The following is a 25,660-nucleotide window of genomic DNA, read 5'->3' as shown; positions in this document are numbered from 1 at the left end:
CAAACCAATTTTCACTAATCTTTTCTTTTGTAAACCGGAACTGTCGAGCAAGGCTCGCCAAACATAATGCTTTTAACTACTGGCGTTAAAAGATTGGTAATTTCTACATAAGCCGAAACAGGGATATCAATATCTCCACATCCTTTTACCACAACACGTTCATTGGCATAAGTATTAGGATCTATTTTGGATATCGCTTTGGTAAACATAACCGCTTCAAGCGTATCTAAACCACCAAATACGATTTCTTTTGCAAAGGGCTTCATTCTATTTGCCAATAACATATAGGCCCAAGTAGGAACAATAGCGTCAGCAGAACAAACGATTGCTACATTTTTATCTTGATATTGAGACCAATCGTGCGTTTTGATAAACTCGCGAAAATCTTTTTCCTTTAAAATTAAGCCATGGAAAAGATTATCCTTGATATCATACAATACCCTTTCTCCTTGATCGTAATAATCTTCTAAATTTAAAGTAATTAAACCGCTGCTTGCTACCTTATTGATGATGTTTTCTTGAATCTCCATGGCGTATTAATAAAAAAACCGTCCAAACTAAAAGTTAGGACGGTTACAAAATTACGTAATTTCTAATTAATAGAATTTCACGCGATTGTCTTTTATCGTAGCATTATCCTGCAAAGCCTGGAAAGCCGCACCTAAAGAGCGCTGACCTAAACTTAACATCATGCTTTCTTTCTGTTTAAACATGTTTGCAATTGGAGCTGGATTTGTAAATCCATCTACAGAGAATATGTAAACACCACGTTCGCCATCTACCGGGGCAGAAACTTTACCTGGTTGAGAACCGAATACGCTACCAACCAATTTATTTTCCTGTGCTACGCCTGGAATAATTGGGTTAGCGAAAACAATATTCTGAACTGGATTAACCGGACGACCAACTTTAGAAGCAATTTGATCTAAACTTGCCTTGCCAGCTTTGTCGAATTTCTCTTTCAGCATTTTAGCTTTAACAGCGTTGCGAACCATTGGCTCAATTTCTTTCTTAACAGCTTCTAGTGGCAGTGTACCTTTTGGTCTAATCTCGGTTACATGTGCAATTACATACGCATTTGTCATAGTGTAGATTTCAGGCAATACATCACCTTTATCTCCAGCGTAAGCGTCTTGAATCAATTTACGTGGATTATCTAATCCAGCAGCGAAACCCTGAGTTGGCGCAATTTTGTCTGCAACCGCAACTTTTAAGCCTTTCTCCTGTGCGTATTTGCTAAAATCTTTTCCTTTAACATCGTTTAAGAAATTACTTGCGGCTTTGTAGGCAGCTGCTTGAGTTTTGCTGCTTGCGCCTAAAGCTTTCTCTACATAAGCCAACTTGGCTACTTTAGATGAACCGATTTGTTTTTCGATTTTGATTACATGGATACCAAACTGAGATTTAACCACTTTGATGTCTCCTGTTTTACCATCGAATACTGCGTTTTCAAATTCAGGTACCATTGCACCACGAGCAAAAGTACCGAGCTCGCCACCTTTGTCTTTAGATCCGTCTACACTATAATTCTTAGCCAATTCTGCGAAGTTACCACCTTTCAAGATTAAGCCTTTTAACGAATCGGCAAGTTTAACTGCTTTATCTTCGCCGCCAACTTTAGCCGGATCGATTAGGATATGGCTTGCTTTTACTGAATCTGGTGAGAAACGGGTATCTACAACTTTAACTATTTTGTAGGATGTTCCTGTTAATTTTGGTCCGTAAAAACTTCCTGCTGGCAAAGCAAAAACTGCTGAGTCTACAGCTGGATCTAATTTACCTTTAGATAAATAAGTGAAAGGAATTTTAACATCAGAATTAATTGCCGCAAAAAGTGAATCGTTTGGAGCCACTTTAAAGTTTGCCGCAATTTTATCAACCTGAGTTTTTACTGCCAATGAATCTGCAGCCGTTGGGCTAATGCTGAAAGTTACATAATCAAATGAACGTGTTTCCTGTGGATTGTTGAAACGTGCTTTATTTTGATCGTAATAATCAGAATAATCAGCATCAGTTGGTTTAACCGAAGCATCAGGTATTGAAGTGTAATCTAAGCTTACATATTTGAAGTTAGCCAGTTTGTTACGATTATTGTATTCATCTGTTGCTTCTAACGAAGTTACATAAACCGAGTTACGGATTAAGTTAGAATATTTCTGTTGTAAGCTTTGATTTTTAATCTCTTGTTGCAATAAGTTAGATTGGCTAACGGCTTGAGGCTCCTTAGATTTAAGGAAGTTCATAAGCGTAACACGATCTACCTGACCTGTTTGAGGATTAGAAAAATACTGTTTAATTAATGGGCTAGGATTTTGACCTTGCAATAAATCCAATAATTCATCATCAGATACAGTTAAGCCTAAACGCTCGTATTCTTTATTTAACAAAACACCAGCTAATTCTGCATTCCAAGCTTGATCTACAGCCATTGCAGTCATTTGTGCGTTTGCACTACCGCCGTATTGTTGTTTAAATTGATTCAAATTCTGATCTACCTTTGGTCCGAACTCATCAATGCTGATATCTTTCCCATCAACCGAACCTACTGTTTTTTGGTTTGCTGCCCAAAAAGGTTTACCCACGTTAATTGCATCACCTACTAAAAATGCAACAATTGCAAAACCAATAGCAAAGACTAGAATATAGCCAGCACGGTTACGCAAAAATGTCATTAATCCCATATTGTACTTTATAAATTTATTTAGTTTTTTTTAAGAGGGCGCAAGATACAAATTTGCCTCAAAAAAGTAAACACAAAATTTTATTTATCAAGTGTTTAATTTTTAAGCAAATAGCTAGTGTAAAAAATGAGAGAATGATGGAATGATTAATTGATAGAATGATGCTCGAAAATTGCAAATTCTAACATTCTCTAATTGATCAGCCGAGCATTTACTAAGTTCTATGGCGCAATGTTATCTTTTAAATTAACCTGCCCATTCCCATTATTAATCTTATATGTGCTAAAATCCTGAGGCGCTTCGAAATTAACACCCTCAACAATATTTCCGTCTACACTTTGCACTCTTACTTTTTGGTTGGAATAAAACAGTTTTTTAGCCTCATCCCAAATCAGCTCCTCAGATGAAAATGTATCGCCCTTATTATTTTTAACGATTACATTTTTTCTAAAAGTCGTTTTTAGTTCTTGGTCTTTTCTAATCGCGTAATCAGAAATTAGAGTACCATCAACAGTACCATTTTGAACATTAAAGAAATCGATCTTTACGCCACTGGGCATTTCCTGTTCTGTACCTCCAGTTGATGGTGTGATCTTTACCATTATTGGAGCATTTCCTTTTGCTTTAACACGAGCAGAATCGCTATAAACAATCTCAACGCCTTTTGTGGTATCGCGGGTTAGCGTAATTTTACCAGAAGCTACCGAATTTGCATTTTTTAGGTCGTCATCTCCACAGGAAGCCAAAAATAAAGACAACCCCAAAAATGCAACATATATAAATGCGCTCAGTTTCATTAATCTACTCTATACTTACGGAACCAGGTATCGTTTAAGGTAAAGCCTAAGTGGAAATTGATGTATTGTTCCTTAACCAGGTTATTATTGAGTGTTCCTCTCTGGCCAACTTCTGTTGTAAAGTTAATTTTATAAAAGGCAGACCCTGCATTTGCAGATGGCAATGGAAAACCAAAACCTAATGATGCGCCCATTTGCTTAATATCCTGATTACCGATCTTGATAAAGGTTTTATCGTAATTAAACCCTAAGCGATAATCTACACGTTTCATATAACTGTTGTACGATGTATAATCTGGAGTCCATTGACCACCAATTGAAGCACCCCAACTATCTTGCAAGCCTTGATTTACATTGTTGATGCTTACCGCTGACCATTTGCTCATTCTAAAATCAGCGCCAACCATCCATTTATCATTTTGCTGAATTGCAATACCAAAGTTATGGGTTAATGGAAGTTTCAGGCTTGATTTACCGTTATCAATTGCGCTTAAAGTATCAATCGCCGTATTTTCATTGCCGCTTGCATCATACGAATATTGCGTAGCAAAGAACGATTGCGAAGAATTAATTTTACCTGATGAACTACCAGAATAGCCCAAGGTTAAAAGTGTTTTAGCGCCTACGTTGATGTCATATTGGATTCCGTATGAGTAATTTAAACCACCTACACTATTTTTGTTTTGCAACCTTGAGTTAATAGAACCTAAACTAACATATTCTGTTGAACGTGTAGTTTGTAGATTTCCAAAAATATATTCCAAGTTACCACCTATTCTTAAGTGATCTCCAAAACGATATCCATAGCCTAAATAAGCTTTAGATAAACCACCTTCACCTTGATAAATTTGATCAACCGACATGGTATCAACTTTTACCGTATTTCTGTAGCTATATCCAAGATCTGAATATGGCAAAATACCGAAACTTAATGCAGACCTTCTGGTTACAGGCGCAGCAAACGCCAAATGACTAAATGTGGAGTTGAAATTATTCTCGCTTGTACTTCCTTTTGATAGATTAGTCAAACTTGCACTCATGCCAATATCAATTGTGGTTAAATTGATTCCTGCGTAGGATGCAGGGTTTTGCATATTGATGTAATTAAAACCAGAAACTTTGTTTACTGCGGTAGAAATACCGCCCATTGCTCTAAGTTGAGGAAGTAAGGAACCTTTGATATTTCCAAATCCGTATCTCGAATAAGGTGATGATGTGGTAACCTGTGCCTGAACACTTAAACCACAAACTAGAACGAGTATGGCTGTAATATAATTTATTCTTTTGTACATTTTAATCTGCAATAGCTTCATTTAATCCTTTTAATACTAAATAGGGATCTTTACTAATTTGAGGCGCAAAGATGCTGTTTTGTAATTGCTTATACAAAAAATTAGCATCGCCACCCGTAATAATCACCTTTAAAGTGCTTTCTTTCTTATTATTTAAGGCAATAAAGCCTTCAGTTTCATTTATAATTCCCTGCAAAACGCCATTTTTTATAGCGGTTTGTGTATCCGTTCCATCTGGAATTTCAGCTTCAATATCCCAATTTACCAAGGGCAACCGGCCGGTAAACTCGTGCACGGCTTTAAATCGCATTGCAATCCCCGGACTAATACTCCCACCAAAATATTCTCCTTTGCTGGTTAATAAATCGTAAGTTATGCAGGTGCCAGCATCAATAACCAAACAGGCTATATGCGGAAACAATGCGTTTGCGCCCAAAACCGCTGCCCATCTATCTAATCCTAATGTAGTGGGTGTTTTATATTTATTCTGTATCCCTTTTGTCAATAACGTCGAAAATCGGGTATAAGTTGTATGCTGGTTTAAGAAGCGTTCTAATAAATCAACTTCTTGCTTTACCGTACTAATGATAGATTTCTGTGGCGAATACTTTTCTACCAAATAGGCCAGATCATTAACATCAATAGTCTCTAAACGTTGATGATACACGATTTCAGAACCTGCAAAAACTGCAAGTTTTGTAGAAGAATTGCCAATATCAATGCTTAATCTTATCATTTAAACATTCTCTTTTGGTAACGAAATATTCATTAAAATCAATTGCAAATCTTTCGAAAAGGCCATTAACCCAAACTTCATGGCACAAAGCTATTAATCTTTAGCAAGTTTCGTTCTAGTATTTTGTTAAAAAAGGTTAAACAAACAGAAAGTACTGCACCGAAAGCACAAATAAAAGAAACAGGGTTTCGTAAAACCACCGTTTTTTTGCATTGCTAAAATAGTAGGCTAAAAGTACGGCACCAGGCGGTACACAAAGCAGAAAGTGCCAGATACTGAAGTTCGGTTTTAGATAGAAGCTTGCACCAGCAACCAAAAACATAAAAAACAACAATTGAAATCCTTTTCGAGTACTGATAAAACTCCTAAAAAAATTCTCCCGGAGTTGTAAGGATGCCAATATGATAATTACAGCTACTGGAATAAGCACCAGATAATCATTATAATTTATTTTAAAAACGGCCGGGAACTTATTGCCCAATGGTTCCCATATTTGATAAAAAGAATCCAAATTATTATTCCAATAATAATATACCGCAATGAAAAAGAATACGGTAACAAATCCGACCAAGCCTGCAATCCATTCTCTCCAGTTAAAAGAACGGAATAAGAGCAAAGCCAGAAAAATCATAACCAGCATTGCCATGAAGGGGAAATAGATCAGGGTGCCAAGGGCAATGATCATTCCGATATCGAAAACAGTGGTAATAGAGTTTGCGCTTTTTGACAGTTTTAAAAACTTGTCAATTACCCAAATCAGCAAGAAATTACTAATTAATGCCGGACTTAAAACCATAAAATCCAAAAACAAACTTGTTCCGGCGATATACATTAAACCCGGCAAAAAGCTTGGTTTGGCCAAAAGATTGTGGTTATTTATTATTCTATTGAAAATAAGTGCCTGGATGTAAACCAATACGGTTGCGATGAAAATATTGGTTATCGGAGTAAAGGCATTTGAGAAATCTATATTGATTAACGGCCGGGCAAAAGGCTCTAAAAAATCGAAGTTTAAATGATTTGGAACCCTGTAAAATATAACTGCACGCATAAAAAATGCATATGCAAGTAAAAAAATAAGGTTAACTGGATTTAACTTTCTAAACTGATTAATCATTCCTATTGATAGTTAGGCAAAGTAAAGAAAATAATTTAAGAGTACGAGGAAAGCTGAAAGACTAAACTTTTCTTATTGGCGGATTTCAAATCCGCAGTTCAATTAGGACGAGATTGTAAATCTCGACCAGCACAAGTTTTCTAAACCTAGGCAAGTTGATAGATGGCTTCGAAATCCATCATTATCCAAAGTACGAGATGCGCTATGCTAACATCTCGAACAGCGAAATGACATCTCGTATAGCGAAAGTTGATAAAGAGCCTAGAATTAAGATTTCCTAGCGTACTTTTTCACCATATCATCAATAATCTGCGCCGTTTCATCAGGAAAATCGAAAGTATGCGTTTGTGGTTTTTCTACCCAATCCTTAATAATCGGAATCCACTTTTTATTGCTTCCCCAGATTACAGGCAGGCCAAACTGCTTTAAGGCATAAGCATTACATTGTTGCTCAAACTGGAAACGCATTGGCGCAACCAATAATTTTTTGCCAAGATAGAGTGCTTCGGCTGGGCCTTCAAAACCACCACCCGTAAACAAACCTTCACAGGTTGATAGACTTAAATTAAACTTTTCGTTATTAACAGGCTCAACGAGTACGTTGCCTTCTCTATAGCTTTCTTTATTATGTTTAGAAAAAACCTGCCATTCTACGTTAGGCACCTGCGAGAGTATTTTTACCAACCTTTTATCATCTATCGCTGGAAGATATACCGTGTAATGTCCTAAATTCTTGCTTTCCAATTGGCGAATCTCGGTTCTAATTACTGGTGTATGAATAAAACTATCGTAGCGGTCAAAATGAAAACCGATATGGTGTGTTGTTGGTGCGTAATGGCTCAAGATAACTTTGCCCCAATCTATAGTTTTTGGACGCGGAACTTTTTTGGATTTAAATGCGGCCTGATGACTTAACGAAACACAGGGAATGCCCTGCAGTTTACAAGCCCAGGCGCTTACTGGTTCAAAATCGTTTACAATTAAATCGTACTCTTTAAGTGGCAGCTGTTTCATATCTTTTCTAAAACGGAAAAGATTCATGCTCAACCAGGTTTTAAAATGATCTACCCCACCCTTTTTACCGAAGATAAAACTGAAACCGTGCAACTGATATTTTATCGGCTGACTTAGTTTAACATCTGCCTGCGTTCCGCTGATTAAAATATCAAGTTCACCATATTTTTGGAGCAAGGGAATAATTTCTCTTGCCCTGCTTACGTGACCATTGCCTGTGCCTTGTATTGCGTAAAGTATCTTCATTTATGCCCGAATATCTAAAATTATTGGGCAATTTCATATTTAATATTTTGTAAAAGTAAATTTATATCGAGTTTGCTTTTTAAATCTTCAGCATCAGATAAAATTCCGTCATCCATTTCATCCTTCACAAAATCCTTATGATCATATTTAAATACTTCCCATTGTTGATCGTTGTACTCCAAAGCGGTTAAACTTTCAACCCAGTCTCCACTGTTTAAATAAGTAACCATACCAGCATCAGATGTGATTTCTCTCTTTTCTGCCTGATGGATATGTCCACAAATAACATATTCGTATCCCTTTTCAATGGCCAGTTCTGCAGCGGTTTGTTCAAAACTATTGATGAACTTAACCGCATCCTTAAATTTGGCTTTGATTTTTTTTGAGAAACTCATTTTCTCCTTTCCAACAGCATTTAATACCCAGTTTACAAAGCTGTTAATCAGAATTAATGTATCATAGCCTACTGCACCGAGTTTGGCCAACCACTTGGAATGTTGCATGGTTACATCAAAAACATCTCCATGAAAGAACCACGCTTTTTTGCCATCCAGTTCTAAAATGAGTTTATTTTGAAGGTGAAAAGAGCCCATTTCCATCCCATCAAATTTCCTCAGCATTTCATCATGGTTTCCGGTTAAATAATGAACTTCTACGCCTTCAGAAACAAATTTCATCAGTTTGCGAATTACTTTCATATGCGATTCTGGCCAATAGCTTTTACTAAACTGCCAAATATCAATGATATCGCCATTCAGTATGAGCCTTTTGGGCTTGATGCTTTTTAAATATTTTAAAAGTTCTTTTGCGTGGCATCCATAGGTACCCAAATGCACGTCGGAAATTACGACTACATCAACATATCTTTTATCCATAACAGAAAATTTTAGGGGGGAGAGAATTTGATACCGCTTGAGTAAAGCAGTTTAGAAATATAGAATTTGAACTAAATATCCTCTTCCTCATCGACGGTTAAATCGAACGGGCTAAAGAAATACAGAACAATAACTAATAAACAGATGGCAAAAAAAGACTGTAGCATATCCGTAAGTTTTAACAAAGATAGAGCCAATTAAATTACCTGATTGTTAAGTAGTTGTTAAACTTTTGTCACAATAGCCAAAAGATGTTAAAACCTATAATTTGGTGACATTGCATACAGAATTTAAACAAAAAAAAGCTCGGATTATTTAAATCCGAGCCCTTAAAAAATCAATAATTCTGAATTACGCCTTGATTGCTTTTTTCTTCTTCTTATTTTCAGAATAGAAACCGAAGCCTAATCCCGCCAATAATACAATTGATCCGGCCAAAGAGATTTTCTCTCCTGCATAGTATGACGTAGGATGGAAAATAAATTCCAGTTTGTGATTTCCAGCCTCAAGTTGAGCTGCACGTAAAACATAATCCGCTCTGAAATATGGTTTTTCTACCCCATCGATATACATTTTCCAGCCTTTATTGTAGTAAATTTCAGAGAAAACTGCAATCGCATCTTTCGCGGTAGAATAATCATAAGTCAAATGATCAGGAGTATAGGTTGTTAATTTAATAAAACCTTCCACACCTGTACCAAGACGTTTGGTATCAATTAAGCTTTTATAACTCTCATCTACAATGGCCTCTTTCTTGGCATCGAAACTGCTAATTGCCTTCATTTCCTCATCAGAATTTTTAGCAAACTGAACACTTTGAACAAACCAGGCATTACCACATGCCGTGGCATTGCGTTGCATTTTGTACGATCCGTTTTGTTGATCCTGAGTGATGATGTATTTTGTATTCAACATATCCAAAACATCCTGATTGATGCTTTTGGTTAACTGATTGTCAACCAATTCTTGAAAACGTTTTAACCTTGCCGAATGGAAACCACCTACAGTTTTATGGAAGTAAGAGGTTTCTGCACTTTTAAATGGATCGCCTAACGATAAATCGAAAACCCTGAAATTTGGGTCTTTATCCGCAGAAATGAAATTATCCACATCTCTTGGCTGATAATGATTTTCGAGCTCTGATTTGTTTACGAAGTTTTGATTACTCAAATAACGACGGTCAACCTGCCACATATCAATTAAAATTGCAAATGCCAACAACCCAAAGGCAAGTTGTAAGCCAAGTTTTTTCGTGATGAAAGCCCATGTAATTCCAAAACCAATTGCCAAGAATAATAATGTGCGCAATGCATCGGCACGGGCCAAAGCAACACGATCAGAAATTAAGGCGTTGCTAATCTGCTCTGCCGCACCCCTATTATTCTGCAAAGTCTGTGTTAAAGCATCTACAATCTGTGCTTGATTAGAAGTTGTGAAGCTGAAGAAAGCAGTTGGAATAATTGCTATGATTAAGGCAAAACCGCCTGTTATCCCTGCAGACCAAGTTAATCTTTGTACTAAATATTTTTGATCATACTTGCCTTCCTGCGCTTCTTGAATAGCAAGAATAGCCAAGAAAGGAACCAATAAACCCAAAACAGCAAGAATAGATTCTACTGCTCTAAATTTATTATATCCCGGTAGGTAATTGAAGAAAATATCAGAAATGTATGGGAAGTTAGATCCGAATGAAAGGAGTAACAATAAAATACTAGTTCCTAAAATCCACCATTTCCAACGGTGTTTTACTATAAATAAACCGAATACAAAAAGTAAACAGATAATGGCTCCAAAATAATAAGGGCCAGAAGTGCCCGGTTTATCTCCCCAATATTGTTGTGCGCCTAAATTTTGAGCAAAATATCCAATAGCCTGACGAGGATCTACGCCTGCAAGATTTTTTTCTATCGCTTTATACGTATTGCTTTCTGGTTTAACCAATTCATCAATGCTGGTTGCACCACCATATAAATTCGGGATTAGAAACGTAAAACTCTCACCAACACCCTGGCTCCATTGGTAGGCATAAGCTTTATCCAAACCAGTCGCTGGTTCAGCTTTATCGGTAGTTAAGTTAGATTTACCCCGGATGGTTTCTTTACCGTATTCGTAGGTTGTCCACAAAGTACCTGCATTTACCAACACAGCCAGGAAAAGACCTGCGATTACGTAAGCCACTGCTTTTCCAAATGCCTGTAATTGCTTTGCTTTATAAGCGTGATATAGCTCAATGCAGGAAAAAATAAATAAGGCAATAAATAGGTAATACGTCATTTGGATATGGTTCGAACGAATCTCCAAAGCCATAAACAAAGCCGTTAAACTTGCTCCAACCAGATATCTTCCCCTTAATGTAAGAATTATTCCCGCTAAAATTGGCGCAAAAAACCCAATTGCAAGCGCCTTATTGCTATGGCCCGCAGCTATAATTATAAAATTATACGATGTAAATGCAAAAGCTATAGCGCCTGCGGCAGCGAGCCACGGATTTATTTTGAGTACACAGAATAATAGATATGCACCTAATAAATATAATAAAACGGTACCAACAGGATCTGGGAAAACACCCTTAATTATATCGATGCCGTAGGTTGTAATGTTTAAAGGATACTGCACCCAGATTTGATAGGCTGGCATACCTCCGAACATCTGATTGGTCCAAAGTGGGCCTTTTTGTCCGGTTGCTTTAATATCCATAATCTCTTTCTGCATGGCTTTTGCCTGCAACACATCGCCTTGTTGTGGCGCTTTACCCTGTAAAACAGGACTGAAGTAGGCAAAACAAATGACTACAAAAAATGCAATGATGGCTAAATGAATGCCATTTTTATTAAACCAGTTATTCATTAAGGTTTGTTTAAGTTTAAACGAACGTCAAAAATAAAAAATTGAGCGGGATAAAAAAGGAATAAATTAAATGCTTCGGTAATAAATAAATTAGATTTGTGTAAACGATTCCTTATTCAACTGTTTTATTATGAGAAAGTTTCTAATAACAATAGCCATTTCTAGTTTATCGCTGTCGTCGTTTTCTCAGATTGTAAGCTTAAATCCCCAAGAAATTACGAAGCTGAAAACATTGATTACAAAAGATCTAGAGACCAAAAAACTTTACATAGGGTTTCAAAAATCTACTTTAAAATATCTTGATGAGCAACCAAATCCCATCGATACCATCCGTACCGAAGGTTTATTAAAGGGAAATCCTAAAAAGGAAAAGACATCCCTTGCTTTAAAAGATATGAGCAAGATGTTTGCACTGGCACTCGAATATCGTTTAAGTGGAAATAAAGAATGTTTAAGCAAATGTGCAGAATTTTTGAAGGCATGGTCTAAAATCAATCAGCCTAATGGCGATCCTATTGATGATACAAATTTGGATGATGCTATAGAAGCTTATGATTTGACTAAAAGCGAGCTTACACCAACCGATAAAAAATTAATAGATAATTGGCTTTCTGCCACCGCACTAGCAGAAATAAACAGTAAAAGAATGGTTGCAGGACGAGGAACAGCAACCAATAACTGGAATTCGCATAGATTAAAAATTGTTGGCGAAATTGGTTTCGCCTTAAATGATCAAGAATTCATCAATTGGGCGATTGAAAATCTGAAAACACAAATCAACGTTAATTTAAATGCTGATGGAACAAGTATAGATTTTAAACAACGTGATGCCATGCATTACCACGTTTATGATTTAGAGCCCATGTTAAGATTGGCAATCATAATCGACAGAGCAAAAGGAATAAATTTTTACACATACGAATCGCCAAAAGGTTCATCAATTCAAAAATCGGTTAATTGGCTGTTGCCCTATATCAAGGGAGAAAAACAACATGAAGAGTATGTAAACACCACCGTTAAGTTTGATCGAGATCGAGCTAAAAATAACGAACCAGGCTTTGCGCCAGGCACCATGTTTAAACCAACTTTAGCTTTGCCTGTGATTAAACTATCCATTTATTTCGATCCTACACAAATTGCAGTTCTATCATCAATAGATCAAAAGGCTAAAAACTGGCAAACCATCATTGATCAAATCCTATTTTCAAAATAAATAAAGTTTCAATAAGTTTTGAAAGTTTAAAATAATATCTATATTTGTTTATGGAATTAGCAGCAGCAAAACTGAAATTTATAGAAGCTTGGGGAAAATTAGGCTCCGAATGGGGAATTAATAGAACCATGGCTCAGGTACATGCCTTACTTTTAATTTCTCCTGAGGCATTAACCACAGAAGATATTATGGAGAGTTTAAGTATTTCAAGAGGCAATGCAAATATGACACTTCGCGATTTAATAGGTTGGGGATTAATCGAAAAGCAACATAAAGCCGGCGAACGAAAAGAGTATTTTTTTGCTGATAAGGATGTTTGGAACATTGCCCGCCAGGTAGCCAAAGAGCGCAAAAAAAGAGAATTAGAACCTGTGCTTAAAATTCTGAATGAACTTTCTACCGTAGCTGGCGATGAAAAGGATCCAGAATTTAAAACCTTCAAAAAATCGGTTACAGATATAAATAAGCTTGCTAACAACGTCGACAAAACCCTGGAAACCATGCTTAAAGCCGAAGAGAATTGGTTTTGGAGTTCTATCTTAAAAGTTTTTAAATAGAGAACCAAGACGGTTAAAAACTTAAGCCCTATTTTATGATATGGCTTTATTTTTAAATCCATTCTTTCATTTTTTACTGAAAGTTTAAAAATTAAAATAATATGAAAACGCTTAATCACCATATCATTTTGTTCGATAATGAATGTCCAATGTGCTACGTTTACACCAAAGCATTTGTTAAAGTTGGGATGTTGCCAAATAACGGTCGCGAGGCTTACCAAAATATGCCTACAGAAATTTGCCCTTTGGTAAATCAGCAAAGAGCGGCAAATGAAATCGCACTCGTAAATACCGAAACCGGAGAAGTAACTTATGGTATTCAAAGTCTATTTAAAATTATTGGAAATGCGTTCCCTATTTTCAAACCTCTTTTTGGATTTAGACCATTTATCTGGATAATGAGCAAAGTGTATGCTTTTGTTTCTTACAATCGGAAAGTAATTATCCCAGCTGAAATTAAGGAAAACACTTTACAGCCAAGCTTTAAAATCCATTATCGTATTGCCTATTTATTATTCAGCTGGTTGGCTGCAGCATTTATTTTAACTAAATACGCTTATTTGTTAACTGATTTTGTTCCACTCGGCGGCGAATACAGAGAGTATTTAATCTGTGGCGGACAAATGATTTTTCAAGGAATTATCATAAGTTTCTACAAAAAAGATAAGTTATGGGATTACCTCGGCAACATGATGACCATTTCTTTTGCGGGCTCATTATTGTTGATTCCAACCTTACTTGTTGCAAGGCATTTCGAGTTCAATCCAATATTCTTTATGCTTTACTTCTTATTTGTTGCCGGGTTAATGCTTTTAGAACATATCCGCAGAAGTAAGCTTTTAAAGCTTGGCTGGGTAATGAGTGTCAGTTGGGTAATATATCGTTTAATTGTTTTGGGATTAATTTTAAGCTTTTAAAATCATGAAATACGGAAAAATAGTTCTAGCTGGAGGTAATGGATATTTAGGTGGTGTTTTAGCCAAACATTTTAGTGCACTTGCAAATGAAGTTATAATTTTATCAAGAAAACCTGAAGCCGAAAATGGAAATATCAAGACTTTAATCTGGGACGGAAAAACAATTGGGCCTTGGAAAGAAGCATTAAATGGTGCAGACTTGCTCGTAAATTTATGTGGTAAAAATGTAAACTGCAGATACACTGAAAGAAACAAAAGCGAAATTATCAATTCAAGAATATTTCCTACTGAATTGTTGGGAAAAGTAATTGATGGCTTAGCAAATCCGCCAAAACTCTGGATCAATATAACCTCCGCTACCATTTATCGCCATGCGGAAGATAGACCTCAAAATGAATTAGATGGAGAAGTTGGATATGGATTTTCTATTGACGTTTGCAAAGCTTGGGAGAAATGTTTTTTTGAAAGTGAAACGCCTAAAACGCGGAAAATAGCCTTAAGGATGGGCATTGTTATGGGTAGAACCGACGGCGCTTTTCCCCGCTTACTTACGCTTGTAAAATTAGGAATGGGTGGAAAACAAGGAAACGGCGAGCAACAGGTGAGCTGGGTACACGAACAGGATGTTGCGAATAGTATAGAATGGTTGCTTAATCACGAAGAAATACAAGGTGTACTAAACTGTACTGCTCCAGATGTAATCAAAAACAAGCTTTTAATGAGCAATATTAGAAAAGCTTATGGAATTAGCTTTGGCTTGCCTGCTCCTGCATGGCTATTGGAAATGGGTGCCAGAATAATCGGAACTGAAACTGAACTGATTTTAAAAAGCAGATGGGTTGTTCCTACAATCTTATTGAACGGTGGTTTTCAATTTCAATATGGAAAATTTGAAGAGGCTGTTCATGATATTTTGAGCTTAAGGGTTTAAAAAACTTAAAATGCAAACCATCACCATTAAAACTACAATTGATGCATTTATTGGAAAATGCTTCGATTTATCCCGAAGCATAGATCTCCATGTGCAATCGATGCGAAATTCTAATGAGAAAGCAATCGGCGGGAAGCAATCGGGATTAATAGAATTAAACGAATTTGTAACCTGGAAAGCCAAACATTTTGGGATTTATTTAAAAATGACCAATAAAATTACAGTTCTAGAATATCCCCATTTATTTATTGATGAGATGATTGACGGCCCATTTGCGAAGCTCAGACATCAACATAAGTTTAAATCAATTGGATCAAAAACTGAAATGATCGATTTCTTTGAATTTAAAGCTCCATTTGGAATTTTTGGTCGGCTAGCCGAACGATTATTTTTAAAAAAATACTTGGAAAAATTGCTGATTAAAAGAAATAAAATAATCAAACTAGAAGCTGAAAAGCCTCAAACAATTTAGACCTTTAATTTTTTTGGAGACCTATCGTCATCTCGACTGGAGCTTAGCGAAATAGAGAGATCTTTTAAAGAGAAGTATTGAGAATATCGGTTGAATATGTCAAAGATTTCTCTTCGTGGAAAACTCGTTCGAAATGACGATCAATAATCAGAAAAGCCATAAAACAAAAAACCCTGAAACGAGTTCAGGGTTGTAAATTTTTATTTAACTTCTTCGTAATCTACAAAGTCGCCGAGTTTATCTGTTTTGCCTTGATCTGGTCTTGGAGGCATATAATCTATCGAAATAGAACCTTCAGGTTTCGATCTTCTTTGCTGTTGCTGACCTGTTGCCTGTTGTTGCATTTTACTTGCCAGATTATTGAAAAGCATTGGCAGAATCAAACGGATTAAAAGTCTGAGCAACCAAAGCACCAATATGGTTATGAAAATGAATTTTATTAGTGGCATATTAATTTAATGTTACTACAAATATAGACGTAGGTAATTTTATTTTGTTACTTTTTTAATCTTTAATTGCAATTTGATTACAAATTATTAACGTAAAGCCTCCCCTTATGGTTTTAACAAAATCTGAATGTACCTTTCTTCCTTAATTTTATCTGTAGGTTTTTCAATCACTTTTACGCTTTCAATTTTATTCTCTGATAGGTAAAAACCCTCTCGAATTATTAATTTCTCAGTATTGATGTAGATTGGCAAATTTAAATCTCTCTTTTTGATTTTACCCAACACTTTGTAAAGAGCAAGAAGTTTAACCCCTTTCTTTAATGTAACCGAAATTACACCATTCTTTGCTTTATCGCCGTATTTGTCTTTTGCCTCAGAATATTTAAAAACCTGCATAGATTCTATATCCTTTGGATTGATTGCTGAAAAGCTAGTGGGATTAAAATCTTCAATATCATTAACTACATAAAGCGGCGGATTTGCAAGCACTCCAGCCCTTGATGGTGCACAAATTCTTACAGGCTTTTCAGATTTAATAACCCGATTCTTTTCCAAATCACGATTAAAGGCATCTGATATCTGAGCCGAGGCATTGCCGGCAAAAATTAAAAATAAGATTAGTAAAGCTTTAAGTTTCATCAGTCTTCGATTATCTCAGCAACACGGCCTACCTGACCATCTTCGAGCCTAACCTTTATTCCCCGAGAATGAAATGCCGAAGAAGTAAGTAAATCTTTAACCACACCATAAGTGATGTTTCCCGATCGTTGATCTTTCTTCAAGATAATTCCGACTTCTAATCCTGGATAAATGTCTTTTCTGTTTTGCCCGTCCATTTGCGCTGTAATAATACTGATGATAGAAGCATCAAAATTCCATAATTATTTTGAATACTATGGCAATTTACTAAAATCTATTTCAGGTTTTTTCCCGGTTGATGTCCTGTTCAAAATAATTTTTGGCGTTGTAAAATCATTAAAAAACCCACCGTTTTTTAAATAAAAAGATCCTTTTTCAATTCCTCCGCCATAATCCATTCGGTAACCTTTAGCACCGGTATTATCGGTTGTAAATCTGGCTGATTTTAACTCAGTCCAATTTCCTTTATCATCGCAAATCCATTGATTGTTAAAGAGAACCATTCTTGATTTATCGCCTTGCTCTGGAACAAAATTTTCTAAAAAGGAATGAAATCTTTTTAAATACGTTTGAGTTAAAGGTCTTTTAAAACTTGCAATTAGTTGCCATTTACCCATTTCTGGTGCAAAAAAGTAAGCCGTATAAGTTGTTGTACTGTGTTTATCTGGAACACCGTGCAATAAAAACTTATACGTATTCCCGGCTTTCCAAATGTAATTTAAATAACTCTGTCCGCCAGAACCTTCATTGCCAAATTCTCCTGTATGTACATTTTCGCCTTTCTTAAGCATTTTAATTTTGTGCGATTCTGGAATACTTTTAGGGTCATCGGTACTAAATGGACTCCATACCGAAAATAAAATATGACGTTCTGTAGGGCTATTTACCTGCATCCCGAAATAACCTTCGCCAAAACCATTCGCCATGAAATAAGAACCCATAATATCTTGCCCAACCGGAACTGTAACTTCATTGTAATACCATTCGGCCTTTAAACTTTCTGGTTGAAGATAATTTAAATGAACCGATGGACCTCTCCTGCCCCAATGGAAAAAATTACCCTCGTTGTTCTTTACATATGCAACCTTACCATCCAAAACAGTTCCAGAAATATTTAAGGTAGAAAAAGAAGGAAATTGATTTTGAGTTTTGCTGATGCCCGTAATTTTTAAAGCAATATAGCCTGTATCCTTAATTTTCCATTCGCCGATTTTACCGTCGAAAGGTTTAGATTGATTGAATGCAATTTTCTTCGATTGATTATTGATGCTGAACTCTAAGGTTGATTTTCCATCAATTACGGGTTTATCTATTATAGAGATCTCCACCGAACCCGGCTTAGTAACTCTGAAATAAACTGTAAAAAATTCATTCGGATTTTTCCAATTGGCAATCCCCAAATTGGTGATGGTTCTGCTTCCATCTACATGCATAGAACTGTACGCATTGCCTGCTAGTGGTAAAGAAATGGATGTTTGACCGAAAGAAATAAAGCCAACAAACAGAAATAGGATAAAGAAAAGGTGTTTTAAGGGTTTCATTTTGTGATTAGTTTGAATCGGAAACAATCTATATTGATGCTTCCTTATCCTATATCCGATGAAACCCTTAAAAGTACCATATGAAAATTTTATTTTCCGAATTTTTCGTTATACATTTTTTCTAAAGCGAACATTTCATCACGCAGTTTCGCAGCCTGCAAGAAGTCCATATCTTTGGCGGCCTTCTGCATGTCTTTTTTAGTGGCATCAATTGAACGCTGTAATTCTGCCTTACCCATATACTGAACAATTGGATCGGCTGCAATACTGATTTCCGCATTTTCTACATAAGCTCTTGCCTTGTTATCGCTTGCTTTTTGAGAGAAATCCAACACTGAAGTTTGTTCCAATATCGCCTCGCGAGATTTACCAACCGTTTTAGGTGTTATGCCATTTTCTAAATTATAAGCAATTTGAATATCTCTCCGTCTGTTGGTTTCGGAAATGGTTTTTTCCATACTTTCGGTAATTCCATCTGCATACATAATTACACGGCCTTTATCGTTCCGAGCCGCACGACCAATGGTTTGGATCAATGATTTTTCTGAACGCAAAAAGCCTTCTTTATCGGCATCTAAAATGGCAACAAGTGTAACTTCTGGCAAATCCAAACCTTCTCGTAACAAGTTAATTCCAACCAAAACATCAAATTCGCCTAAACGTAAACCACGAAGAATCTCTACACGTTCTAATGTTTTAATTTCAGAGTGAATGTATCTGGTTTTAATGTTTAGTCTATCCAAATATTTAGTTAATTCCTCGGCCATACGCTTGGTTAAGGTGGTTACCAAAATACGTCCACCATCCTTAATTGTAATGTCGATTTCATCCAACAAATCATCAACCTGATTAATCGCCGGGCGGATTTCGATAACGGGGTCCAACAAACCTGTTGGGCGGATCACCTGCTCAACCACCACACCTTCCGATTTTTCGAGTTCGTATTCTGCAGGTGTTGCACTTACATAAATGGTTTGTGGCGCAAGTGCCTCAAACTCGTTAAAGTTTAAGGGTCTATTGTCTAGCGCCGCAGGTAAACGGAAACCATATTCTACCAACGATAATTTTCTTGACCTATCGCCACCGTACATGGCTCTAATTTGAGGAACGGTTACATGGCTTTCATCAATAACCATTAAATAATCTTCGGGGAAATAATCCAATAAACAGAAAGGGCGCATTCCTGGGCTTCTGCCATCAAAGAATCGAGAATAGTTTTCGATACCTGAGCAATAACCCAATTCTTTCATCATTTCGATATCAAAATTGGTTCTTTCCTCCAAGCGTTTGGCTTCGAGCAAATGCCGATCGGCAATTAACTGATTTTTTCTAATCTCCAGTTCTTCTTGAATGCCCCAAATGGATTGCGTAAAACGATCTTTAGGCGTTACGAATAAATTAGCTGGATAAATGGCCATATCTTCCAGTTTCTCTAAGGTTTTGCCAGAAACTGGATCAATTGCCGAGAGCTCTTCGATATCATCTCCAAAGAAAGAAATCCGATAAGCGTGATCTAGGTAAGCTGGATAAATATCAACGGTATCTCCTTTAACCCTAAAAGTTCCACGCTTAAACTCGGTTGTGGTTCTTGAGTATAAAATCTCTACCAAACTGTGCAGAAAGGCATTTCTCGAAATTCTCAATCCAACACCAAAACGGAAAACCATTCGAGAAAAATCTTCGGGATTTCCCATACCATAAATACACGAAATAGAAGAAACAACAATAATATCTCTTCTACCACTCATTAATGAAGAAGTGGTACGCAAACGCAATTTTTCTATTTCTTCGTTAATACTTAAATCTTTTTCTATATAAGTATTGCTTGAAGCTATAAAGGCTTCTGGCTGATAATAATCGTAATAGGAAACAAAATAATTGACAGAATTCTCGGGAAAGAAATTTTTGAACTCTCCGTAAAGTTGGGCCGCCAAAGTTTTGTTGTGACTTAAAATCAATGTTGGCTTTTGGGTTTGCTCAATTACATTGGCTACCGTAAAGGTTTTTCCAGAACCTGTAACCCCCAATAAAGTTTGATAATGTTCGTCAGCATTTACGCCATCAACCAGTTGTTTTATGGCATTCGGTTGATCTCCTGTTGGCTGATATTCGGATGTGATTTTAAATTTCATTGTCTAACTCAAATATACAATTTTGGCTTCAAAGACTAAACAGCGGAAAGTCAGGAAAGTTGGTTTTTAGTTTTAGCTATGAACCGATATTATGTAAATTCAAAATAAAAGCTATGTAATTTCAAAATAAAAGTTATGTAAATTCAAAATAAAAGCTATGTAATTTCAAAATAAAGATTAAATTTGAATAAAAAAAGATGTTTGTTAATAGGCAAATTGAAAGTATAATTAAGTCGCAACAATCAAAATTCCCGATATTGGCAGTTACTGGGCCAAGGCAATCGGGCAAGACAACCATGCTTAAGGAACTATTTAAGGATTATAGATATGTTTCTCTTGAAAATCCAGATATAAGATCTTTCGCCAGCGACGACCCTCATGGATTTTTGAACGAATATGCTGAAAAAGTAATTTTAGATGAAGTACAAAGAGTACCCGAGCTTTTCTCTTACATACAAACCAAAGTAGATGAAAGTAAAATTATGGGGCAATATATTTTATCAGGATCTCAAAATTTTCATCTTTTAAATAGCATTACCCAAACACTTGCCGGAAGAGTGGCTTTGTTCAAATTATTACCTTTAGATTTTGAGGAGCTGAAAACAGCTGATTTATTAGCAGAGACTTATCAAAAAGCAATATTTCAAGGATTTTACCCAGCAATTTTCGACAGAGAAATAGATCCGAATATATATTATGCCAATTACCTTCAAACCTATGTAGAAAAAGATGTTACCGAATTATTAAACGTAAGGGATCTAACTACCTTCCGCACATTCATAGGTTTATGTGCAGGGCGAGTAGGGCAATTATTAAATATAAGCGGATTGGCTAATGATTGTAACATTTCGCAACCTACAGCAAAAGCATGGTTATCAATATTGGAAAGCAGTTACCTCGTTTTTTTATTACAGCCATATCATGAAAATTTTAACAAACGATTAGTAAAAAGTCCAAAATTATACTTTTACGATACGGGATTATTAAGTCATTTATTAGGAATAAGATCTGTTGAGGAGATAAATACAAATAGGTTAAAAGGTAATTTATTCGAAAACCTAATATTGGCAGAGTTTCAAAAGAAAAATTATCACCAATATTTACATTTAGACTATTATTTCTGGCAGGATAGCAATTCAAACGAGGTAAATATTTTAACGAAAAGAAATGGAGTATTTGACATTTTTGAAGTAAAGGCGACAGAAACAATTTCTCCTATATTGTTTAAACAATTGGATCGTTTCGAAGAATTAGCCCTGCCATCTGCAGTAAAAAAGACGTTAATTTATGGAGGTCAAAAGAGCCAAAATAGAAGTAAATATAAAGTATTGTCTTGGCAGGATATATCTATATAATAATTTCAGATAATGCTTTATACATAAACATATATGCCTTGTAGGCTTTAAACAAGCATTAACCTAGTAAATCAAAAGTTAAACTTTCGATTTACTAGGTTAAACAAAAAATCCCCGTTAAATTTTAACGAGGATTCAAACGCTGAATGGAATTCAGCATATATTTTTATTATTATTTACCAGCGGCTTTCTGCATTGGGTTTTGTCCAACAGATTGGCCTCTAACTGCGCCACCTGTTTTCATTTTGTAAACCTTGAACTTGCTTTCTTTAGCCTTACCGCCCCAAGTGTTGTTGCTGGTATCAATATCAGCAGTTTCGCGAAGTGGATCTACTAAAATAGATTCAACTTCTTTATCCTTAACGTAGAATTTAGATGTTTTTAGTTCGTTATGTCTCCAAATTTGAGCCGGAATGCGATCTATTTCCTTTGTTCCATCTTTGTAGGTAAACTCAACAATAATCGGCATTACCAAACCGCCTTTGTTGCTAAAATCTAATTCGTAGAAATATTTGTTTTGATATTTCTGCTGATCATTTTCGGCAACAACATCTAACGGAATTGGTGTTTCAACCTTAGTTGCCGTCGTTGTATCAACTGAAACTAAACCTCTATCGTATTTGTAATAGAAATCTTGAGCTGCGGTATTTTTATCCGTATAGAACGCTATTTTCTTATCTTCTCTGTTTCTGATTTTAGAAATATCCTGAAATGCATTTACAGCAGGCCTATCAATTTTAACCATTCTCGATCTTGCTACTGGCAATGTTGTTGGAAAATCTGCTTTTGCAAATTTCACGCTATCCAAAGAGATATCGCAAGGCTCCGTTCCATAAAACCAACCTCTCCAAAACCAATCTAAATCTTCGCCACTTGCATCTTCCATCGTACGGAAGAGATCTGCTGGCTGAGGATGTTTAAATGCCCATCTTCTTGAATATTCTTTAAAAGCATAATCAAAAAGCTCTCTGCCCATAATGGTTTCACGAAGAATGTTTAATCCAGTTGCTGGCTTAGAATATGCATTCGGACCAAAACGAGCAATGTTTTCAGAATTGGTCATAATGGGTTCCAATTCATCCTTAGGCAGTTTCATGTAATCAACAATGGTGTAGGCTGGACCTTTTTTACTTGGGAAAGTATTATCCCAAAGTTCTTCGGTTAAATACTCAACAAAAGAGTTTAAACCTTCGTCCATCCAAGTCCACTGGCGCTCATCGCTATTAACAATCATTGGGAAGAAATTGTGTCCAACCTCGTGGATAATTACGCCGAGCATTCCATTTTTTGTGCTTTCGCTATAAGTTCCGTCAGCATCTGTACGACCATAATTGAAGCAGATCATCGGATATTCCATTCCGTTTGCGGCTTCGATGCTTTGTGCAACTGGATAAGGATAAGGAATTGTAAAATCTGAATAAGTTTTAATAGTATGGGCTACTGCTCTTGTAGAAAATTTGCTGTACAAGTTATAGGCTTCTTTTCCGTAAAAACTCATACACATAACGGTGTTATTATTGGCTTGAATTTTTTGAGGCATCGCATCCCAGATAAATTTACGAGAAGCTGTCCATGCAAAATCGCGAACATTGTTGGCTTGGAAAACCCAGGTTTTCTTAGTCGTTGCTTTTTTGGTTTCAGCAGTTTTAGCTTCTGCCAAAGTTTGAATTTCTACAGGAGCAGCTGCGATTTTGGCAGCATTGTATCTGCTTAATTGAGTTGGATTTAAAACTGCGCTGTAGTTAATACATTCGCCCGTTGCTCCAATTAAATGATCGGCAGGAACTGTCATTTGAACTTTGAAATCACCAAAAGTTAAAGCAAACTCGCCTCTACCTGTAAACTGATGATTTTGCCATCCCTGGAAATCACTATACACACATAGACGCGGGTACCATTGCGTCATCGTAAATAAATAGTTTCCATCAGCAGGGAAAAACTCGTAGCCACCACGGCCACCAACGCTCATTCTATCGGTAATCTTGTAGTTCCAATCTACATTGAAGATGAATTTTTGGCCTGTTCTTAGCGCAACGGGCAATTCGATTCTCATCATCGTTTTATTTACCGTGTATACTAATTTTTTGCCTGTGGCATCTGTAAGTTTAATGATGTTGATTCCATTTCCGTTATTGGTTTTTGAACTTAACTGATCAATGTTTTGAGTGGTTCCCATCAAAGGAAGTTTAGTCGCATCCTGATAGTTGGCACTCTTATCGGTACTGTGCTCATTTTCATCAAGCTGTAACCAGATGTACGTTAATGGATCAGGAGAGTTATTGGTATAGGTTACCGTTTCCGAGCCTGTAAGCAAAAGATTTTTTTCATCAAGCTCGCACTTAATATTATAATCGGCACGTTGTTGCCAATATTTTACACCAGGCGCACCACTTGCGGTTCTTTGCTCGTTCGGTGTAGGTAAAATTGTACCTAGTTGCTCAAACTTATTTCCATGGTTGCTCCCAGGATTGTTCTGAATGTCTTGAGCGATAGCCAAACTGCCGGTAAAAAGCAGGAGGCCGGTTAAAGTAAACAGTTTATTCATGTTTGTTATTTTGTTAAAAGGGAATTCTCTCCAAAGCCATTTTTAAAGCCAGGCTAAATACGGCTGCCGAAATAAATAATACCCAACTTAGGCGCTTTACATGGGTATAGTTAAAAACAATCCAGGTTATGGCCAAAATAATTGCAACCATAAATACCTGACCAGCTTCTAAACCTACATTAAAGCCGAATAATCCCCAGCCTATATTTTGGTCTTTAGCAAGCATAATCCGAATCGAATTTGCAAATCCCATCCCATGGATTAAGCCAAAGCCCAAAGCTAAATAGTAATTTATCTTAACCGATTTAAGTGAAAAATCTTTTCTGAATAAATTACTCAACGCCGTTATTACTATCGTGCAGGGGATTAAAAATTCTACCCATTTGCTTTCAAATCTGATCACATCTAAAACACTTAAAAGTAATGTTAGGGAATGACCGATTGTAAAAGCAGTTACTAAAATTAAGACCTGTTTTAAGTTTCTATAACTGTAAATTGCAACTAAGGCTAAAACAAACAGCTGATGATCTAAAGCATCGGCACTTATAATATGTTCCCAGCCAAGTTTAAAGTAAAATACGAAATCTTGTAACGGCATGATAATAAATTAGCTTTATGCATGAAGCTTTAGTACTTTTGAAAGCTTAAAATTAAAGTATTAATTGTTAAAAAGGCAAAATTGTTATCAATGCATCTGTTAAATACCAAATTTGTTACCATATTTCTTGTTTTCGCATTAAGCGGAATCATAAATGGCAAAAAACACCCCTTACATGTAAGCACAACTGAGGTAAATTTCAATGCAAAGGATAAAACCTTAGAAATTAGCGCAAGAATTTTTACTGATGACTTCGAATCTATTTTAGTTAAGCTTTACAAACAAAAAACCGACTTATCCAACCCTGCTTTAAAGCAAAAAATGGATGAACTGATTAAAAAATATCTAACAACACACCTGCAACTAAAAGCAAACGGCAAGTCTGTTGCATTAAATTATATTGGTTTTGAAATCGATCATGAAGCCACGAATATTTATTTAGAAGTAGAAAAAATTCCTACAATAAAATCTGTTGAGGTTAATGATACTATTTTGTACGATATGTTTGATGATCAGATGAGTATCGTTCATATTGTAAAAGCATCAACCCGAAAAAGCACCAAAATTCTTTATCCAGACAAAACCTTCACGGCAAACTTTTAATTGTAATTTTTGTATTAGATATTAAATTAAGGTTAAAAAAAGTTTTAAGTTTAATATCCCAATAATGTAAGTAAATCGTGAAGAGATAATTTTACTTGGGAAA

23 protein-coding genes are annotated in these 25,660 nt (G+C 36.0%); 7 read left to right on the top strand and 16 right to left on the bottom strand.

Features of this window, described 5'->3' with window-relative positions; all coding sequences use genetic code 11:
* Positions 1 to 14 precede the first annotated feature (14 nt).
* The 9 genes from DF947_RS07895 to DF947_RS07855 all read right to left on the bottom strand — a co-directional run bounded on the left by DF947_RS07895 (position 15) and on the right by DF947_RS07855 (position 11,605).
* A complete protein-coding gene (locus tag DF947_RS07895) occupies positions 15 to 530 on the bottom strand; it encodes a DUF2480 family protein (protein ID WP_109929142.1) in 516 nt (171 codons plus the stop codon).
* 66 nt (positions 531 to 596) lie between these two features.
* Positions 597 to 2,681: a peptidylprolyl isomerase gene (locus tag DF947_RS07890; protein ID WP_109929141.1), complete on the bottom strand. Its 2,085-nt coding sequence runs from the start codon at positions 2,679 to 2,681 to the stop codon at positions 597 to 599.
* Positions 2,682 to 2,902: 221 nt separating this feature from the next.
* Complete coding sequence (locus DF947_RS07885) at positions 2,903 to 3,478, bottom strand: LptA/OstA family protein (protein WP_109929140.1); 576 nt, start codon at positions 3,476 to 3,478, stop codon at positions 2,903 to 2,905.
* Positions 3,478 to 4,770 carry an OmpP1/FadL family transporter gene (locus DF947_RS07880; RefSeq protein ID WP_240615334.1) on the bottom strand — a complete coding sequence of 431 codons (1,293 nt, stop codon included), beginning with the start codon at positions 4,768 to 4,770 and terminating at the stop codon, positions 3,478 to 3,480. The genes DF947_RS07885 and DF947_RS07880 overlap by 1 nt, the downstream gene beginning before the upstream one ends.
* Before the next feature lies 1 nt (position 4,771).
* Complete coding sequence (locus DF947_RS07875; RefSeq protein ID WP_109929138.1) at positions 4,772 to 5,506, bottom strand: type III pantothenate kinase; 735 nt, start codon at positions 5,504 to 5,506, stop codon at positions 4,772 to 4,774.
* A gap of 136 nt (positions 5,507 to 5,642) precedes the next feature.
* A complete protein-coding gene (locus tag DF947_RS07870; protein ID WP_109929137.1) occupies positions 5,643 to 6,623 on the bottom strand; it encodes a DUF6427 family protein in 981 nt (326 codons plus the stop codon).
* 267 nt (positions 6,624 to 6,890) lie between these two features.
* Positions 6,891 to 7,883, bottom strand: a complete 993-nt coding sequence (locus DF947_RS07865) for a glycosyltransferase family protein (RefSeq protein WP_109929136.1) — start codon at positions 7,881 to 7,883, stop codon at positions 6,891 to 6,893.
* A 20-nt stretch (positions 7,884 to 7,903) separates the two neighbouring features.
* Positions 7,904 to 8,758: a UDP-2,3-diacylglucosamine diphosphatase gene (locus DF947_RS07860; RefSeq protein ID WP_109929135.1), complete on the bottom strand. Its 855-nt coding sequence runs from the start codon at positions 8,756 to 8,758 to the stop codon at positions 7,904 to 7,906.
* 351 nt (positions 8,759 to 9,109) lie between these two features.
* A complete protein-coding gene (locus DF947_RS07855; RefSeq protein ID WP_109929134.1) occupies positions 9,110 to 11,605 on the bottom strand; it encodes a YfhO family protein in 2,496 nt (831 codons plus the stop codon).
* A gap of 130 nt (positions 11,606 to 11,735) precedes the next feature.
* On the opposite strand from DF947_RS07855, the gene DF947_RS07850 reads away from it, so the two are divergent.
* From DF947_RS07850 to DF947_RS07830, 5 genes are all read left to right on the top strand, one after another.
* The gene (locus tag DF947_RS07850; protein ID WP_109929133.1) at positions 11,736 to 12,818 is read left to right on the top strand and encodes an alginate lyase family protein; all 1,083 of its coding nucleotides are present in this window, start codon (positions 11,736 to 11,738) and stop codon (positions 12,816 to 12,818) included.
* Between the two features lie 50 nt (positions 12,819 to 12,868).
* Positions 12,869 to 13,375 (top strand): GbsR/MarR family transcriptional regulator, encoded by a 507-nt coding sequence (locus tag DF947_RS07845; RefSeq protein WP_109929132.1) that lies wholly within the window; start codon positions 12,869 to 12,871, stop codon positions 13,373 to 13,375.
* 101 nt (positions 13,376 to 13,476) lie between these two features.
* A complete protein-coding gene (locus DF947_RS07840) occupies positions 13,477 to 14,292 on the top strand; it encodes a DUF393 domain-containing protein (protein WP_109929131.1) in 816 nt (271 codons plus the stop codon).
* A 4-nt stretch (positions 14,293 to 14,296) separates the two neighbouring features.
* The gene (locus DF947_RS07835; protein ID WP_109929130.1) at positions 14,297 to 15,223 is read left to right on the top strand and encodes a TIGR01777 family oxidoreductase; all 927 of its coding nucleotides are present in this window, start codon (positions 14,297 to 14,299) and stop codon (positions 15,221 to 15,223) included.
* Positions 15,224 to 15,233: 10 nt separating this feature from the next.
* Positions 15,234 to 15,695 carry an SRPBCC family protein gene (locus tag DF947_RS07830; protein WP_109929129.1) on the top strand — a complete coding sequence of 154 codons (462 nt, stop codon included), beginning with the start codon at positions 15,234 to 15,236 and terminating at the stop codon, positions 15,693 to 15,695.
* Positions 15,696 to 15,895: 200 nt separating this feature from the next.
* Here the strand turns inward: DF947_RS07830 and DF947_RS07825 are convergent, their stop codons facing one another.
* From DF947_RS07825 to uvrB, 5 genes are all read right to left on the bottom strand, one after another.
* On the bottom strand, positions 15,896 to 16,144 hold the full coding sequence (locus tag DF947_RS07825; protein ID WP_109929128.1) for a DUF4834 family protein: 249 nt from the start codon (positions 16,142 to 16,144) through the stop codon (positions 15,896 to 15,898).
* 105 nt (positions 16,145 to 16,249) lie between these two features.
* On the bottom strand, positions 16,250 to 16,783 hold the full coding sequence (locus tag DF947_RS07820) for a hypothetical protein (protein ID WP_109929127.1): 534 nt from the start codon (positions 16,781 to 16,783) through the stop codon (positions 16,250 to 16,252).
* Positions 16,783 to 16,980, bottom strand: coding sequence for a YwbE family protein (locus DF947_RS07815; RefSeq protein WP_086548157.1), 198 nt, complete (start codon positions 16,978 to 16,980; stop codon positions 16,783 to 16,785). Before DF947_RS07815 ends, DF947_RS07820 begins: the two co-directional genes overlap by 1 nt.
* Before the next feature lie 57 nt (positions 16,981 to 17,037).
* Positions 17,038 to 18,324 carry a DUF3472 domain-containing protein gene (locus tag DF947_RS07810; RefSeq protein WP_109929126.1) on the bottom strand — a complete coding sequence of 429 codons (1,287 nt, stop codon included), beginning with the start codon at positions 18,322 to 18,324 and terminating at the stop codon, positions 17,038 to 17,040.
* A gap of 89 nt (positions 18,325 to 18,413) precedes the next feature.
* A complete protein-coding gene (uvrB, locus tag DF947_RS07805; protein WP_109929125.1) occupies positions 18,414 to 20,456 on the bottom strand; it encodes an excinuclease ABC subunit UvrB in 2,043 nt (680 codons plus the stop codon).
* Between the two features lie 197 nt (positions 20,457 to 20,653).
* Between uvrB and DF947_RS07800 the strand changes: the two genes are divergently transcribed.
* Entirely contained in the window at positions 20,654 to 21,811 is a 1,158-nt protein-coding gene (locus DF947_RS07800) for an ATP-binding protein (RefSeq protein ID WP_109929124.1), read from the top strand.
* Between the two features lie 172 nt (positions 21,812 to 21,983).
* Here DF947_RS07800 and DF947_RS07795 read toward each other — a convergent pair whose 3' ends face one another.
* Together DF947_RS07795 and DF947_RS07790 are read right to left on the bottom strand one after the other, a co-directional pair.
* Positions 21,984 to 24,356 (bottom strand): M1 family metallopeptidase, encoded by a 2,373-nt coding sequence (locus DF947_RS07795; protein ID WP_109929123.1) that lies wholly within the window; start codon positions 24,354 to 24,356, stop codon positions 21,984 to 21,986.
* Positions 24,357 to 24,369: 13 nt separating this feature from the next.
* Positions 24,370 to 24,954 carry a HupE/UreJ family protein gene (locus DF947_RS07790; RefSeq protein WP_109929122.1) on the bottom strand — a complete coding sequence of 195 codons (585 nt, stop codon included), beginning with the start codon at positions 24,952 to 24,954 and terminating at the stop codon, positions 24,370 to 24,372.
* 90 nt (positions 24,955 to 25,044) lie between these two features.
* Between DF947_RS07790 and DF947_RS07785 the strand changes: the two genes are divergently transcribed.
* The gene (locus tag DF947_RS07785; protein WP_109929121.1) at positions 25,045 to 25,557 is read left to right on the top strand and encodes a DUF6702 family protein; all 513 of its coding nucleotides are present in this window, start codon (positions 25,045 to 25,047) and stop codon (positions 25,555 to 25,557) included.
* The last annotated feature ends 103 nt before the right edge of the window (positions 25,558 to 25,660 follow it).

This window comes from Pedobacter paludis, assembly GCF_003173575.1.
Taxonomy (GTDB): Bacteria; Bacteroidota; Bacteroidia; order Sphingobacteriales; family Sphingobacteriaceae; genus Pedobacter; species Pedobacter paludis.
The sequence above is the reverse complement of the archived record's forward strand: the minus strand, read 5'-3'. Positions and strand labels throughout refer to the sequence as shown.